The organism is Paraclostridium dentum (genome assembly GCF_048568265.1).
Taxonomy (GTDB): domain Bacteria; phylum Bacillota; class Clostridia; order Peptostreptococcales; family Peptostreptococcaceae; genus Paraclostridium; species Paraclostridium dentum.
The window spans coordinates 1,813,717-1,828,219 of sequence record NZ_CP183813.1 but is presented as its reverse complement, the minus strand read 5'-3'; the positions used below and the strand labels follow the sequence as shown (position 1 = coordinate 1,828,219).

13 protein-coding genes and 1 other annotated feature are annotated in these 14,503 nt (G+C 27.3%); all 13 genes read left to right on the top strand.

All coding sequences use genetic code 11. The features are described from left to right. The first annotated feature begins 70 nt into the window (after positions 1 to 70). Entirely contained in the window at positions 71 to 1,003 is a 933-nt protein-coding gene (locus tag ACN6I1_RS08300) for an alpha/beta hydrolase (protein WP_419741586.1), read from the top strand. A 163-nt stretch (positions 1,004 to 1,166) separates the two neighbouring features. Beyond that, positions 1,167 to 1,610 (top strand): MarR family winged helix-turn-helix transcriptional regulator, encoded by a 444-nt coding sequence (locus ACN6I1_RS08295; RefSeq protein ID WP_419741585.1) that lies wholly within the window; start codon positions 1,167 to 1,169, stop codon positions 1,608 to 1,610. A 76-nt stretch (positions 1,611 to 1,686) separates the two neighbouring features. After that, a complete protein-coding gene (locus tag ACN6I1_RS08290; RefSeq protein ID WP_419741584.1) occupies positions 1,687 to 3,057 on the top strand; it encodes an MATE family efflux transporter in 1,371 nt (456 codons plus the stop codon). Positions 3,058 to 3,409: 352 nt separating this feature from the next. Then, positions 3,410 to 3,751 carry a DUF3955 domain-containing protein gene (locus ACN6I1_RS08285; RefSeq protein WP_419741583.1) on the top strand — a complete coding sequence of 114 codons (342 nt, stop codon included), beginning with the start codon at positions 3,410 to 3,412 and terminating at the stop codon, positions 3,749 to 3,751. Positions 3,752 to 3,906: 155 nt separating this feature from the next. After that, the gene (locus ACN6I1_RS08280; RefSeq protein ID WP_419741582.1) at positions 3,907 to 5,229 is read left to right on the top strand and encodes an FAD-dependent oxidoreductase; all 1,323 of its coding nucleotides are present in this window, start codon (positions 3,907 to 3,909) and stop codon (positions 5,227 to 5,229) included. Positions 5,230 to 5,334: 105 nt separating this feature from the next. Next, positions 5,335 to 5,540 (top strand) — a binding site (T-box leader). A gap of 156 nt (positions 5,541 to 5,696) precedes the next feature. Next, a complete protein-coding gene (locus ACN6I1_RS08275) occupies positions 5,697 to 6,827 on the top strand; it encodes a M20 family metallopeptidase (RefSeq protein ID WP_419741581.1) in 1,131 nt (376 codons plus the stop codon). An 81-nt stretch (positions 6,828 to 6,908) separates the two neighbouring features. Continuing rightward, positions 6,909 to 7,718 carry a nitroreductase family protein gene (locus tag ACN6I1_RS08270; protein ID WP_419741580.1) on the top strand — a complete coding sequence of 270 codons (810 nt, stop codon included), beginning with the start codon at positions 6,909 to 6,911 and terminating at the stop codon, positions 7,716 to 7,718. 175 nt (positions 7,719 to 7,893) lie between these two features. After that, complete coding sequence (locus ACN6I1_RS08265; RefSeq protein WP_419741579.1) at positions 7,894 to 8,604, top strand: LytR/AlgR family response regulator transcription factor; 711 nt, start codon at positions 7,894 to 7,896, stop codon at positions 8,602 to 8,604. Next, positions 8,598 to 9,935, top strand: a complete 1,338-nt coding sequence (locus tag ACN6I1_RS08260; RefSeq protein WP_419741578.1) for a GHKL domain-containing protein — start codon at positions 8,598 to 8,600, stop codon at positions 9,933 to 9,935. The genes ACN6I1_RS08265 and ACN6I1_RS08260 overlap by 7 nt, the downstream gene beginning before the upstream one ends. Positions 9,936 to 10,103: 168 nt before the next feature. Further along, positions 10,104 to 12,647 (top strand): ABC transporter permease, encoded by a 2,544-nt coding sequence (locus tag ACN6I1_RS08255; RefSeq protein ID WP_419741577.1) that lies wholly within the window; start codon positions 10,104 to 10,106, stop codon positions 12,645 to 12,647. A gap of 13 nt (positions 12,648 to 12,660) precedes the next feature. Next, complete coding sequence (locus ACN6I1_RS08250) at positions 12,661 to 13,341, top strand: ABC transporter ATP-binding protein (protein ID WP_419743302.1); 681 nt, start codon at positions 12,661 to 12,663, stop codon at positions 13,339 to 13,341. A 255-nt stretch (positions 13,342 to 13,596) separates the two neighbouring features. Further along, positions 13,597 to 13,833, top strand: a complete 237-nt coding sequence (locus tag ACN6I1_RS08245) for a hypothetical protein (RefSeq protein WP_021431022.1) — start codon at positions 13,597 to 13,599, stop codon at positions 13,831 to 13,833. Between the two features lie 360 nt (positions 13,834 to 14,193). Continuing rightward, positions 14,194 to 14,469, top strand: coding sequence for a CD3324 family protein (locus ACN6I1_RS08240; RefSeq protein ID WP_419741576.1), 276 nt, complete (start codon positions 14,194 to 14,196; stop codon positions 14,467 to 14,469). Positions 14,470 to 14,503 lie beyond the last annotated feature (34 nt).

Here is a 14,503-nt window from a genome sequence, read left to right as displayed (position 1 = left end):
CAAGTGAAAAATTAGTTTGTCAAAGTAATATTTGACTGTAATTAGATATCCAAATAAGGAGCGGATGCTTATGAAATATACTGAGAAAAATTTTGAGTTTATAGAAATTGAAAATGAAGGATTTGCCGGTGATTATATAAAAATGCCTACTTTTGTAGGGAAGTTATGGATGAAATCGAATGTAAAAAAATTAAGATCAATGATGGGTGGTTTGAGTAAAGATATAAGCACTAGACCTATAATAGTTGAAGATAAAAATATCAAAGGGTATAAAAATGATATTAGAATAAGAATCTATAAGCCTGATGAAGATAAAAAAAGGTCAGTAATGATATTCATACATGGTGGTGGATGGTTTGCGGGGTCTATAGATGCAGTTCATGATTACTGCAAAGTTATATCAGATAAGGCTGATACTTTAGTGATATCAGTAGATTATGGATTAGCACCAGAAAATCCATATCCAACAGGGCTAGAAGATTGTTATGAAGCTATAAAATGGGCTATTGAAAATAAAGATGAATTAAATATAGATACAGATAATGTTATAGTATCAGGAGATAGTGCAGGAGGAAACTATTCAGCTGTTATTTCTATAATGGCTAGAGATAGAAAAGAGTTTAACATAGCTAAGCAGATATTACTTTATCCAGCAACAGATTTACAATCTATGGAGGTGGATAATAGCGATAAAATGGCAAAAACATTTAGTGAAGTAATTCTCGAATGGTATTTAAAGAAAAAAACTAAGCCTACAGACAAGTATGTTTCACCAATGCATTGTGATGATTTAAGCAATTTAGCTAGTGCTTTTATAGTTGTTGGAGACTTAGATTTCTTACATGAAAGTTCATTAAAATATGCTGAAAAATTAGAAAAAGCAGGGAATGAAGTAAAATTTAGTTTATATAAAAATACTAGACATGCATTTATAGATAATACAGGAAACTGTCCTCAAGCGGATGCATTAATAGAAGAAGTTGTAGAATTTATAAAAGGATAGAAAGAAAGCCCACATCTTGATTTAAGATATGGGCTTTTTATATAATTAAAATATTAAAAAAATATAAGACATCACTTAAAAATTTAATAATATTTTATTGACATAAAGAGTAAGAATAGTTAATATTGTTTTGTACAAAACAAATTTATATTGAGGTGTTTATATGATAAATAAAGAAAAGCTTAAGTTAGGTCTTGATATTAGTAAAATTAATCACATAATTTCAAGAAAAATGGATGCTTCTGTAATAAGTGCAATTGATGATAATTTAACCATATCACAGGCTTATGTAATAGATTTTATATGTAATGAAGGTAAGGATAAAGACGTATTTCAAAAGGACTTAGAGAGTGTATTTGACTTAAAACGTTCATCAATTAGTTTAATGCTAAACAATATGGAAAAGAGTGGTTTAATAGAAAGAATGCTTGTTAAGGAAGATGGACGATTAAAAAAAATAGTTTTAACAGAAAAGTCTATAAAGATTTATGAAAAAATATCTGATGCAATTGATTTAATAGAAAATAAGTTATCAGAAAACATAACGGAAGAAGAGATAAAAGTATTTCAAAATGTACTTAATAAAATAAGAAATAGTCTAGAATAAACGTTTGGATTTTAAACAACGGTTATATTTAAATAAATATTGTTTTGCACAAAACATAAAAAGAGGAGGATGATATATGTCAAAAATATCTAATTTTACGGAGGGAAAAATATTTTCTCCTTTATTAAAATTTACTATACCTATACTGCTTGCATTGTTTTTGCAAACAATGTATGGGGCAGTTGATTTGCTTATAGTAGGTCAATTTGGAAATGCAGCAGATGTATCGGCAGTTTCAACTGGAAGCCAAGTAATGATGACTATAACTGTAATAATTACAGGATTAACGATGGGTATTACAATACTTATAGGTCAAAAGCTTGGAGAAGGTAAATCAAAAGAAGCTGGAGATGTTGTAGGAAGTGGTATTTCAATTTTTGCTATCATAGCCATAGTCATAACTATTTTAACTGTTACTTTTGCTTCACCTATTTCAACTTTTATGCATACCCCAAAAGAGGCCTTTGATAGTACAGTAATATATATTAAAATTTGTGCTGCAGGGTCTGTTTTTATAATTGCTTACAATATTATAGGAGGCGTATTTAGGGGGTTAGGTGATTCGAAAACTCCACTTATCACAGTAGGAATTGCATGTGTGACAAATATTATAGGGGATTTAATATTTGTTGGAATATTTAAAATGGCTGTTATGGGTGCTGCGCTAGCGACTATAATGGCACAGGCAATTAGTGTTATATTATCGGTAATTATTATTAGAAAACGAGGACTTCCTTTTGAGTTTTCTAGGAAAAGTATAAAGTTTCATAAAAATTTAACTTCAAAGATAATCAAATATGGAACTCCAATAGCATTACAAGATGGGCTTGTACATATGTCTTTTCTTGTAATTATGATCATAGGTAACTCAATGGGAGTAATTCCATCAGCAGGAATTGGTGTTGCAGAAAAACTTGTTGGATTTATAATGCTAATACCATCATCTTTTTCTCAAGGGGTATCTGCATTTGTGGCACAAAACTACGGAGCTAAAAAATACGATAGGGCAAAAAAAGTCCTTGTTTATGCTATTTCATCTTCATTGTGTTGTGGTATTGTAATGTTTTATATTACATTTTTCCATGGAAATATACTTGCAGGTATGTTCTCTAAGGATAAAGCTGTAGTTTTAGCAGCTTGGGAATATATGAAAGCGTATGGAATAGATTGCCTTTTAACTGCAATCATGTTTAGTATGGTAGGCTATTTTAATGGATGTGGAAAAACAACTTTTGTAATGGTACAAGGAATAATAGGTGCTTTTGGAGTAAGGATACCTGTATCATATATTATGAGTAAAATAATACCTGTATCATTATTTAGAGTAGGTCTTGCTACACCAATGTCTACAATTGTACAAATTATATTATGTGTAACTTATTTTATAATTTTATCAAAAAAATTATCAAAAGAAAGTAAAATTATAGATGCAACTTACCAAGTATAAGTAAAGTAAAATATAATAAAAAATTTAATTCATTTGAATAGCTTTTGATTGCAATAAATGCTTATATAAATAAAAGAACCGCCTTTGAAATTATACTTATAGTATGATTCAAAGGCGGTTCTTTTATTTAATTATATACAATGGGGTCAGTGTATCTATAAGTTGTGTTTGGAGTTTGTTTAACAATCATTTTATATTAAAACGATAATAATTTATTGTATAACATTAAAAAAAATATAAAATTCAATAAAAATATATTGAAAAACGATAAATGATTTGCTATACTCTTAATATAAATTCAAAACTAGTTAAGAATTAAATCTAAAAAATTATAAAAAAGGATGAAAAAATTATGAGAAAATATTTATTTACAATGATTCCATTTATTTTAGGAGTTATATGCTTTGTTTCTTATGGTATTATTGGGTCTGAAGTAGCTCCAGATGGCACACTAGTAGAACCTTTTGGTTTTATTCCAATTGGATTTTTATTAATATCAATATCTATTATCGTTTTACCTATTATGAGTACTTGGAATTTATTTCATAACCCCAAAAAGATAGATAAGATAGCATTTGGAGTATCTATAGCACTTATATTACTGGCAGCATCTTATTTGTTTTTAATATGTTCGTATTATAGTTCTTTAGATGCAGGAGCTATATCTATGGTAAGCAGAAATATTATTTCTTAATAAAAAAACATAAACTACTTTTCATATGTATTTTAAGGATGAAAAGTAGTCAAAGTAAAAGTCGAAAAAAGTCACAAAAAATATATTGATAACATATATATATAAGAGTAATACTTGTATGTATTATCCAAATCTAAATATTTTAGGTGATTGAAATGGCAGAAATAATAACTCCTGGAGATAGCTATTATAGTCAGGCTAGGCTAGTTTGGAACAGAGCTATAAATAAATATCCAGAGAAAATTATATACTGTAAAACTATAGAGGATGTTCAAAAGGCTGTAGTTTATAGTGTAGAAAAAAGATTAGAAATACGAATAAGAGGCGGAGGACATCACTACGAGGGATTTTCGGTAGGTAATGGTGTAATTGTTATAGATATAAGTAACTTAAACAGTATAAAAGTAGATTATGAAAAAAATACTTTCACTGTACAAAATGGAATTCAATTAGGGCAATTATACACATTTATAGGTGGGAAAGGTTATCCATTTCCAGGAGGCGCATGTCCAACAGTTTGTATAAGTGGACTAGTACTAGGAGGCGGATGGGGTTACTCAAGTAGAAAATATGGGCTCACTTGTGATAGTTTATTGGAGTTGACACTAGTAAATTATAAAGGTGAATTAATAACAGCAAATAAATATACTAATTCCGATTTGTTTTGGGCATGCAAAGGAGGAGGCGGAGGTAATTTTGGAGTTGTTGTTTCTATGAAGTTTAAGTTACCTCCAAAAGTAAATAATGTAACAGCATTTGAATTTAACATTACAAATCCAAGTAAATCTACTCAAATTGAATTTTTAGATATTTGGCAAAACTTTATTACTAGTACTGTACCTGAAATCAATATGAGGGGAAGTATATACAAATCCCCAGAAAGTGGAGTAAACATAAATTGTAGAGGTCTACTGTATGGATCTCCAGGTGAATTATATGAATTATTAGTACCGTTTAGTAAAATTAAAGGTTTTGATTTAACATATAATTATGTATCTTTCTTACAAGCTATGCTTTATATCGGTTCTTCATATTCTCAATATCAATATTTTGAAAACTATGGAAGGTTTGTTAACCAATTTTATGATTATTGTACATTAGAAAGTTTAGTAGAAATAGTAAATCAACCAATACCTGAAGGTAGTGAATTCATCAGCTTAAATTTATATGGATTAGGTGGAAAGATAAGCGAAGTAGAAAAATTTGACACAGCTTTTTACTATAGAGATAGTTTTTATATATTGCATATTGATACAGTATTTAAAAATAATTGCTATAAAGAAATAAATAAAGAGTGGGTAAAATCTAATATTGAAACTATTTACTGTATTACAGAAGGATCTTATATTAACTTTCCTTATTATCCTCTTAAAAATTACATGAATGAATATTATGGTAAAAATAAGTGTAGACTTGAAGAAGTAAAGCAGATGTATGATCCTTATAATATATTTAAATTTAAACAAAGTATTAAATAATATTAATTTAGTGAAAGAAGTATGAAGTATAAAAGTTATAAGTAAATAAAATATTGACATTACGAATCCAATACTATACAATACTATAAAATGAATGAAAAATATGAAAATTCGATGAAAAAGAGAGTAGTGTAAATTGATTTTATAGAGAGTTTAGGATGGTGGAAGCTAAATACTGATATTTATGTGAAAAGAACTTTGGAGAAGACTGCAGGAAACTAAGTATTGCAGTAGGTTGCTCGCCTTAAGAGATTGAGTGGGTAAGTTTATTACCAATAAGAGTGGTAACGCGGAGATAGTTCGCCTCTTGGATTTTATTCCAAGGGGCTTTTTTTATTATCAAGATTGTTATTATTCTAATATTAATAAATTTACCAATAAGAGTGGTACCGCGTAAATTCGCCTCTTAGCATATTGCTAAGAGGCTTTTTATTTTATTAAATATAAAATTAAACAGGAGGTAAGATATGAAGTCTATATTATTTGAAAAAGGAAAAGAAATACATAAAGAACTATGTGAAATTAGTGATTTTATATACCATAATCCAGAGCTTGGGAATGAGGAGTACAAGGCTGTAGAAAAATTGACTTCTTTTTTACAAGAGCATAACTTTGAAATAGAAACAGAATTTTTAGGTATAAAAACTGCATTTAGAGCAACTTATGATAGTAACAAAGAAGGGCCAACTATAGGGTATTTATGTGAATATGATGCATTGCCAGAAATAGGACATGGATGTGGACATAACATGATAGGGGCAATGTCAGCAGGTGCAGGTATTATTCTAAGTAAAGTTTTAAATGAGATTGGAGGTAAGATTATAGTATATGGAACTCCTGCTGAAGAAACTAATGGAGCTAAAGTTGTTTTTGCAGAACAGGGAGTATTTGATGAACTAGATGTTGCAATGATGGTTCATCCATCAGATAAAACTATAGAAAGTGGGACATCTATGGCGCTTTATCCATTACAATTTACTTATACAGGAAAAACTGCACATGCGGCTTCTTGTCCGCAAGAGGGGATAAATGCTTTAAATAGTGTTATTCAGTTATTTAATGGAATTGATGCTTTACGACAACATGTAACTCCAGATGTTAGAATACATGGAATTATAACTAATGGAGGCGTAGCTGCAAATATTGTCCCAGACAAAGCTGTAGCTCAATTTTACTTTAGAGCATCTACAAAAGAAATACTAGAGGATGTATTAGTAAAAGTAAAAAATATTGCACAAGGAGCTGCTCTTATGACGGGTTCAAACCTAGATATGACAAGATATGAATTACCTAATGATAATTTAAAAACTAATAAAAATTTGTCAGAGGCTTTTAGCGAAAACTTAAGAATGCTTGGGATAAAAGATATTTATACAGCAAAAGATACAGGTTCAAGTGATATAGGAAATGTAAGCCATAAAACACCTACAATACATCCTTATATAGGAATATCTAATTATAATGTAACAGGTCATAGTGTAAACATGGCAGATGCTACTATAACACCTTTTGCACATGAAAGACTACTTATAGGAACTTTAGCACTTGCATATACAGGATATGATGTTTTAATGAGTAAAGTAAATTTAAATGGTTAATTTAAGAAATTTCTGAAAAAATAATTATATTAAATAGAAAGTGGGTATAAGTATATAAATGAATTTAAAAGGGGGATCTATATGAATTACAAAAAACTTATACTAGATGGAAAGTCAGTAAGAGATTTTAAAGAGAAAGCTATAGAAGCAGAATGTTTTAATGAAATACAAAGTTACATAAAAAAATCTAAAAGATTATTACCTGAAGTAAATATAGAATTAAAAATATTTGATAGTAGGGAAACTTATGAAAAATTAAAAAATGTAGCTGGATATAATGGGCATATGATAAAAGCTCCTATTTACGCTGTTATACTATCAGATGTTAAACAGGGATATATTGAAAATAGCGGATATATAGGAGAAAGATTAATCTTAAAAGCTAGGGATTTAGATATTGACTCATGTTGGGTAACTTTCAATGATAGTGATATTATAAAAGAAAAATTATCTATTTCATCAAATAAAGAGGTAACTGCGATTATAGCGTTAGGTTATGGAATTGATAAAAACATTAAAAATAAGAGTGGATCAGAAAGATTAGGAGTAGAAAAAATTGTATATATGGATAAATGGGGAATAAATACAAGTATAGATGAGCTAGAAGAAAGAGGGCTTCTTGATGCATTTAGTTACGCTAGAATGGCACCATCAACTCTTAATAGACAACCATGGAGATTTATAATAGATGGAGGGAAAATTATACTAGCAGTTAAAAAAGGTGATTTTACTAGCAATTACGAGAGAGGTATAGACGCTGGAATAGCTATGTTGTATTTCGGGTTAATAATAGAAACAACTTTATTTGATTTAAAATGGAATTTAGATAAAATAGATAAAGATTATAATATACCTGAGGACTATGAAATTATAGGATATTGTAGTATATAAAAACTTTAGATTTACTTAAGCATAAAAAACCATACTGAATTTTATTCAGTATGGTTTTTTATGCTTAAGTAATACTATCTATACTTGAGTATTGATAAAAATGATTTAAAAATGTTATCCTAAAGTGTAAGTATATAGATAAGTTGAAATCTTCTATAAGACATAAGGGGGTATTATGATTAGGATAGCAATTTGTGAAGATGAAAAAGATCAACAAGAGTTACTAGAAGGGTATATCAATGAAGTGTTTAAAAGTCTTTCGTTACAATATAAATTAGATATATTTAGTTCAGGAGAAGAACTACTTGAAAATTACTCTAAAGATTTTGATATAGTTTTACTAGATATACAATTAGGGGAAATTAATGGGATGGATACAGCTAGAAAAATTAGGTTTTTAGACAATAAGGTAGAAATTATATTTATTACATCGTTGATAGAATATGCACTAGAAGGCTATGAGGTAAGAGCTTATAGGTATTTAGTAAAGCCAGTAAAATATGAAAACTTAAAAGACAATATAATAAACTGTATTAAAGAAGTAGAGATAAAAAATAAATATATTATAGTAAAAGAACATGGCAATCAAATTAAATTAGATATAAATGAAATAACTTATATAGAAGTTCAAAAAGAAAATATAACTATACATACATTAACTAAAACTTATAAAACAAAGGGAACAATGAGCAATTTTGAGAAGGATATAGATTGTAGTAGATTCTTTAGATGCCACAAGAGTTTTTTAGTTAATTTAGATCACGTAAAATCTATAAAACAATATGTTGCCATACTTGAAACTAGTGAAGAAGTACCTGTAAGTAGATATAGATTTAAGGAAACTAAAGAGAAATTCTTTGAGTTGATAGAGGAGCAATTATGTTAGATTTTTATTATGTTCTAGCTAGGATAAATATGGTTATATTTATAGTTTTATTTTTTATGTTGATGAATAAAAGAGGTTATGCCTATAACATCAAAACTAATATGCGCTTTATATTAATTTTAATATTATTAATAGCTTTAATTAAAGATGGTATGCCTTTTGGAGTTGTTGTATTACAGATTTTAATAGTAATAATATCAATTTTATCATTGATATGTAAAATTACTTATAAAATTGATATGAAAGAATCTATTATTAACTCTCTTATGTATAGTCTATTTTATATTTTTATAGAGTGTAGTATATATTGGATTTTACAGTGCTCACTTAAGTATGAAGCTATTCACATGATAATATTAGATATTGCAATAAACTTTATTATTATTTTTACAGGCATCTATTTTTTTGATAGACTACAAAAGATATATAATGATAAAAAGTATTATATATGTATTATTTTAACAATACCAGTTAATGTAGTTATAATTTTATTTTTAAATATATCAGATGAAAAAATAGGGGATTTATATTCAATAGTAGTAAAGAATAATATAGAATATACTCATCTTTTAGATACTATTGTAATTTCAGGTTTTATGCAAAGTACATTCCCCTATATTTTATTCATAATAAATATAATATTGATATCTATATTTATTAACTCTATAAAATCAGAAAAAGAAAAAGCAAAAAGAGCAATTGTAAACGAAAAATCAGATATGCAATATAAATATTACTTAATGGTTAAGGAATCACAAGAAAAAATGAAACAAGTATACCATGATATGAATAATCATATGGAAAACATAAGATCACTAAAAAATAGTAGTGAAGACGTAAATGAATATATTAACAATATCGAAGATGAAGTGAAAAATAATAAAAATGTTTATAATACAGGAAATGCTTTATTAGATATTATATTATATGAAAAAAGTAAAGACTGTATAAAAAATAATATAGATTTTAGTGTAGGCATAGATTTTAGTAAATGTGAATTCATAGATATGATTGACATAAGTAGTATATTTTCAAATTTGATCGATAACGCAATAGAAGCATGTAATAAAATTGATGATAATAATATAGAAAAATATATAACTATAAAAGGCACTTTTATAAAGAGCTATTATGTAGTAAGATGTGAAAACAGCAAAACAAATAAAGTAATAATTAAAAATAATAAGATTTTAACTTCTAAAAAAGATAAATTTCTTCATGGAATAGGTTTGGATAGTATAAAATCTTCAATAAAAAAGTATAATGGAGAATTAAAAATTAAGAATAATGAGTTTAAATTTATAACTAGTATTCATATACCGTTCGATTAAAAATTTAATAAACATATTCGATTAACATGATAGTTGTCGGTAAAAAAATACCACTTGTCGGACTTATATTGAATACGAATTTTAGAAATGTTACCTTTGATGATAAAGAAGGTAACATTTTTTTATGTGCCCTCGAAACAATTACATATGAAAAACGGGAGGGAAATGATGAGAGTAAGTTTTAGATTAGCTATAGCATACTTAAAAAAGCAAAAGGGGAGAACTTTATCATTAATAACTAGTATTGCATTAGCTGTTATATTAGTATTTGCACTTAATGTAGTTCCAGAATCTAAGAATAAACATGATATAAAAGAAGCGTATAAAAACTTTAGTGATTATCATGTAGAGTACAGCAATATTAATTTAGAAACTGTAGATCGATTAAAAAATGATAAGAATATAAAAATTATCAATGATGTTATAAACCTAGGTAATGCAGTAAGTAATAAAGGAGTATCTATAAGTTTAAACTCTTATAGTAACGGTTTTATAGATTCGTATGGTTATAAGTTTATAAAAGGGCATGAACCTAAAAATGAAAATGAAATAATAGTAGAAGAGAAAGCGCTTAAAGAGATGGGGTTAAGCGATGATTTAGGGCAAAGTATTGATTTTAATATTATTAAAAATTATATAGATGAAAATAATCAAAATCAGATTTATAGTAAAGAGAAGTCATTTAAGTTAGTTGGAATATTGAAAAAGCCAGATGGATTTTATGATGAAAATTTATACTATAAAGTTAAAGCTTTTACTAAATACACAGAAAATCAAAGTATTTTACCTAAAAAACTAATAAGTCATTCAGGGGTACTTAAATTTATCACTAGTATAGATATGGCAGATAAAGTAATAGCCAAATATAAATTAGATGACGAAAATTTCATGATAAATGTGCAACTAAATGAAGCTATACAAAATTATGAGATGTGTAGAGGTGAAGATATTAAGCTTACTAATAAGTTGATTCCTATGGTTGCAGCGACGCTAGTCATATACAACATATTTAATATTATCTTAATAGATATGACGAGACAAATAGGAATGTTAAGATCAATAGGTATGACTAAAAAAAATGTAAGGTTCATGATATGTATTCAAAGTTTTTTAGTGTTAATTATTGGACTAGCGGTAGGCTTTTTACTTGGAACACTAGCATCGTATGTAGGTCTTAGAAGTATATACAATGAACCTATAAGTGTTTATATAAGTAAAGGAAGTATAATAGAGCCTTTAAGTATGGCAGTGATCTCAGTAGCTATATCTAGTATTTTTATTATTTATAAGTGTGGAAAGATATCCCCAATAGAAGCTATTAGAAGTACTAATAGTTCAAAGTCAGTAAAAAAAGATAAATTTTATCATAAGTTCATAAGAAAAGTATTTGGAATTACAGGGTATATGGCATACAAAAATATATGGAGATACAAAACAAGAACAATTTTATCAATATTTTCAATAAGTATGACAGGTTTCTTGTTTATAACTAATATGGTTGCATTTAGACAATATGATAAGAATGTAGATAGTCTTAGCCCAATTATTTCAGAAATGGGAGAAAGTGACATAATACTTAGTCACAATTATAACAACTCAAGTGAATATTTTAATGAATACACAGATGATGAGGTAAGTAAGATATCTGATATAGATGGAGTTAGCAATTTAACTAGGAGTATGAATGTTACAGGATACTTAAATTCAAATAAAGAAAATATAAGCGACTATTACAAACAATATAATTCTCTAGATAAGGATGAATCAAACTTAGAAATAGGAATAGCTATAAAAGGATATGATAAAAGTACTCTTAAAAAACTAGAAAAATACCTAGAGGATGGAAGAATAGATAACCTAAGGGAAGACGGTGATATAAAAAATGCAATAGTATCTAACTACTTTTACTCAGGGGAAGCTATATCAACTGATTTAAGTACATTAAAAAAATTAAAAGTAGGAGATATTATTGAAGCTAGAATTCCCTTAATTAATGGTGAAGAAGTAAAATATGTTAATCAAAAAATTAAAGTTGTAGGATTATTAAAACCTGACTATGTTTTAAACGCTGAAGGAGGAAAAGACTCAAATTTCCAAGTTATATTAGATAAAAATAGTTTTAAGCAGATAACAGGTAAAAAAGGTTTTAATAATATATATATAAAATTGCAAAAGGATAAAGAAGAAGTAGTAGTTTCAAATGTAAAAGAAATAATAAATGAAAATAGATTTAAAGAAATGGAAAGTAAGTATGAAAATAGAAAGATATCTACTGAAGGAAATGAAAAACTTAAAAAAGAGGTATTGGTGAGTGTAGTACTTACAATGGTTATATCATCTATAAATATAGTTTGTATAGTTACTACAAGCATAATGATTAGAGTTAAAGAAATTTCAACACTAAGATCTATTGGAATGAGTATGAAAAATATTAAGAAAATGATACTAAAAGAAAGCATTATATATGGAATTTTGAGTTCAATTATAGCGGGAATATTTTCTAGCTATGATACTTATAAAAACATGCAAAGAGCAAATGAAACTTTTTCTAAAGGGTTAGGAATTAAACAAGCATATGAATTTAATATTCCTGCAGTAGAAATACTTCAGTTTGGGGTAGCAGCAATACTTATATGTGTAGTTGCTGGATATTTAGCAAACAATAGAGTTTCAAAATTAAGTATAGTAGAAGGTCTTAGAAATGAAGAGTAGAGGTGAGGTTGAGATGAGTATAGTAGATATAATAAATTTAAGTAAGACTTATGGTAAAGGGGAGAATAAATTAGAGGCATTAAAAAATATTAACATATCTGTTGAAAAAGGAAAATTTACAGCAATAATAGGTCCTAGTGGAAGTGGTAAAAGTACTATACTTCATTGTATAGCTGGTCTTGATAGTATAACAAGTGGAGAAGTTATATTAGATGGAGAAGATATATCTAAGTTATCAGATGATAAACTATCAAAGATAAGAAGAGAAGAATTTGGATTTATATTTCAAAGCTTTAATCTAATACCAGTTATAAACGTTTATGACAATATAGTTCTTACGGTATCTGTAGATGGAAAAAAAGAAGACAAAGATTACATAAATACTTTAATAAAAAAGTTAGGTATTTCAAGTCAAATTAATAAATTTCCAAATGAACTTTCAGGAGGTCAACAACAAAGAGTAGCAATAGCTAGAGCACTTGCGAACAAACCTTCTATAATATTTGCGGATGAACCTACAGGAAACTTAGATAGTAAAACTAGTAAAGAAGTTATGGACATGCTTTGCATGAGTGTAAAGGAATTTAATCAAACTTTAGTCATGATAACTCATGATGAAAAAATAGCAAAAATGGCTGATATAGTTGTAACTATAGGCGATGGAAAAGTAAAAAGTATAGAAAAAATTAGATAATAGTTAAAGTGTATATACTAAAATAACAGAAAGAGAAGGGGAGGCGTATTTACGACTCCCTATAAATTTATTTAAATTTATTTGTTTATTCAGATTCCAAAAATTTAAATATTCCAGTTTATAATATAGGTGACTCAAAAGATTAGGAATTTAGAGAACTTTCTAGTAGGTCGGGATTAGTTAGAACTTTAAACTTTAATTTGTATAGGTATTTTGTTAATATATATATAAAGATAAGATTAAAGGAGATAGACCATGGAGTATACTAAACAGCAAATACAGGAAATTCAAGCTAAGATAATAGATATATTAGAAGAAAATGGAGAGATGAGATTTGGAAAATTAGCAAAAATGTTGATACATTCGGGAATGGCTGAATCTAGTTTTATAGTACAAAAAATATTAAAAAGAGGATGCACTGAATATAAAGAGTTTGATGGGAATGAATTATTTGTAACACCTAAAACAGGATTTTGGAAGTTAGTAGATTAATTTTCTAAGAAGCACTGATTTTAAGACTTAGGCTTTAGATCAGTGCTTTTCTTTTGTTTATAATACAGTCTTGGTCAAATTTAATACAGAATTATTTATGACCTTTGAATACTATCAATACAGATGATATAATTTATGTGATGTATTCTATGCATAATATAAAAATATAAATTAATATAAAGGGGTGTTATCTTATGCAAAATAAACCAGTACTAGTTATTGCTCCTGGCTCTGCGCAAAGACTGTAATATATATACAGAACTAAACTTTGTTCGGAGCCGAGATTAAATTCGGTTAAGTTGTTTTGTGCAGTCTTTGCTTAATTATTTACGAACTAAAAAGTAAATAGGAGCGAGAATCATGAAATACGAAAAAGCACAAAATATATTACCTGAAGATGTTATTGAATTAATTCAAGAATATATAGATGGTGGATATTTATATATACCTAGAAAGCCTAGTAATAAAAAATCTTGGGGAGAAAATAGTGGAAGTAAGAATAATTTAAAGAAAAGAAATATAGAGATTTTTAACAAGCATAAAGAAGGTATATCTATTAAAGAACTTACTAAGCAATACTACCTTACTGAAAATAGTATTAGAAGAATTATTAGACAAGAAAAACAAATTATATAAATAGAAAGTGTTTCAAATGATGTTTATAATTATT

Coding starts and splice junctions, on each gene's coding strand:
- ACN6I1_RS08300 (WP_419741586.1), top strand. CDS start 71: ATGAAATATACTGAGAAAAATTTTGAGTTTATAGAAATTGAAAATGAA.
- ACN6I1_RS08295 (WP_419741585.1), top strand. CDS start 1,167: ATGATAAATAAAGAAAAGCTTAAGTTAGGTCTTGATATTAGTAAAATT.
- ACN6I1_RS08290 (WP_419741584.1), top strand. CDS start 1,687: ATGTCAAAAATATCTAATTTTACGGAGGGAAAAATATTTTCTCCTTTA.
- ACN6I1_RS08285 (WP_419741583.1), top strand. CDS start 3,410: ATGAGAAAATATTTATTTACAATGATTCCATTTATTTTAGGAGTTATA.
- ACN6I1_RS08280 (WP_419741582.1), top strand. CDS start 3,907: ATGGCAGAAATAATAACTCCTGGAGATAGCTATTATAGTCAGGCTAGG.
- ACN6I1_RS08275 (WP_419741581.1), top strand. CDS start 5,697: ATGAAGTCTATATTATTTGAAAAAGGAAAAGAAATACATAAAGAACTA.
- ACN6I1_RS08270 (WP_419741580.1), top strand. CDS start 6,909: ATGAATTACAAAAAACTTATACTAGATGGAAAGTCAGTAAGAGATTTT.
- ACN6I1_RS08265 (WP_419741579.1), top strand. CDS start 7,894: ATGATTAGGATAGCAATTTGTGAAGATGAAAAAGATCAACAAGAGTTA.
- ACN6I1_RS08260 (WP_419741578.1), top strand. CDS start 8,598: ATGTTAGATTTTTATTATGTTCTAGCTAGGATAAATATGGTTATATTT.
- ACN6I1_RS08255 (WP_419741577.1), top strand. CDS start 10,104: ATGAGAGTAAGTTTTAGATTAGCTATAGCATACTTAAAAAAGCAAAAG.
- ACN6I1_RS08250 (WP_419743302.1), top strand. CDS start 12,661: ATGAGTATAGTAGATATAATAAATTTAAGTAAGACTTATGGTAAAGGG.
- ACN6I1_RS08245 (WP_021431022.1), top strand. CDS start 13,597: ATGGAGTATACTAAACAGCAAATACAGGAAATTCAAGCTAAGATAATA.
- ACN6I1_RS08240 (WP_419741576.1), top strand. CDS start 14,194: ATGAAATACGAAAAAGCACAAAATATATTACCTGAAGATGTTATTGAA.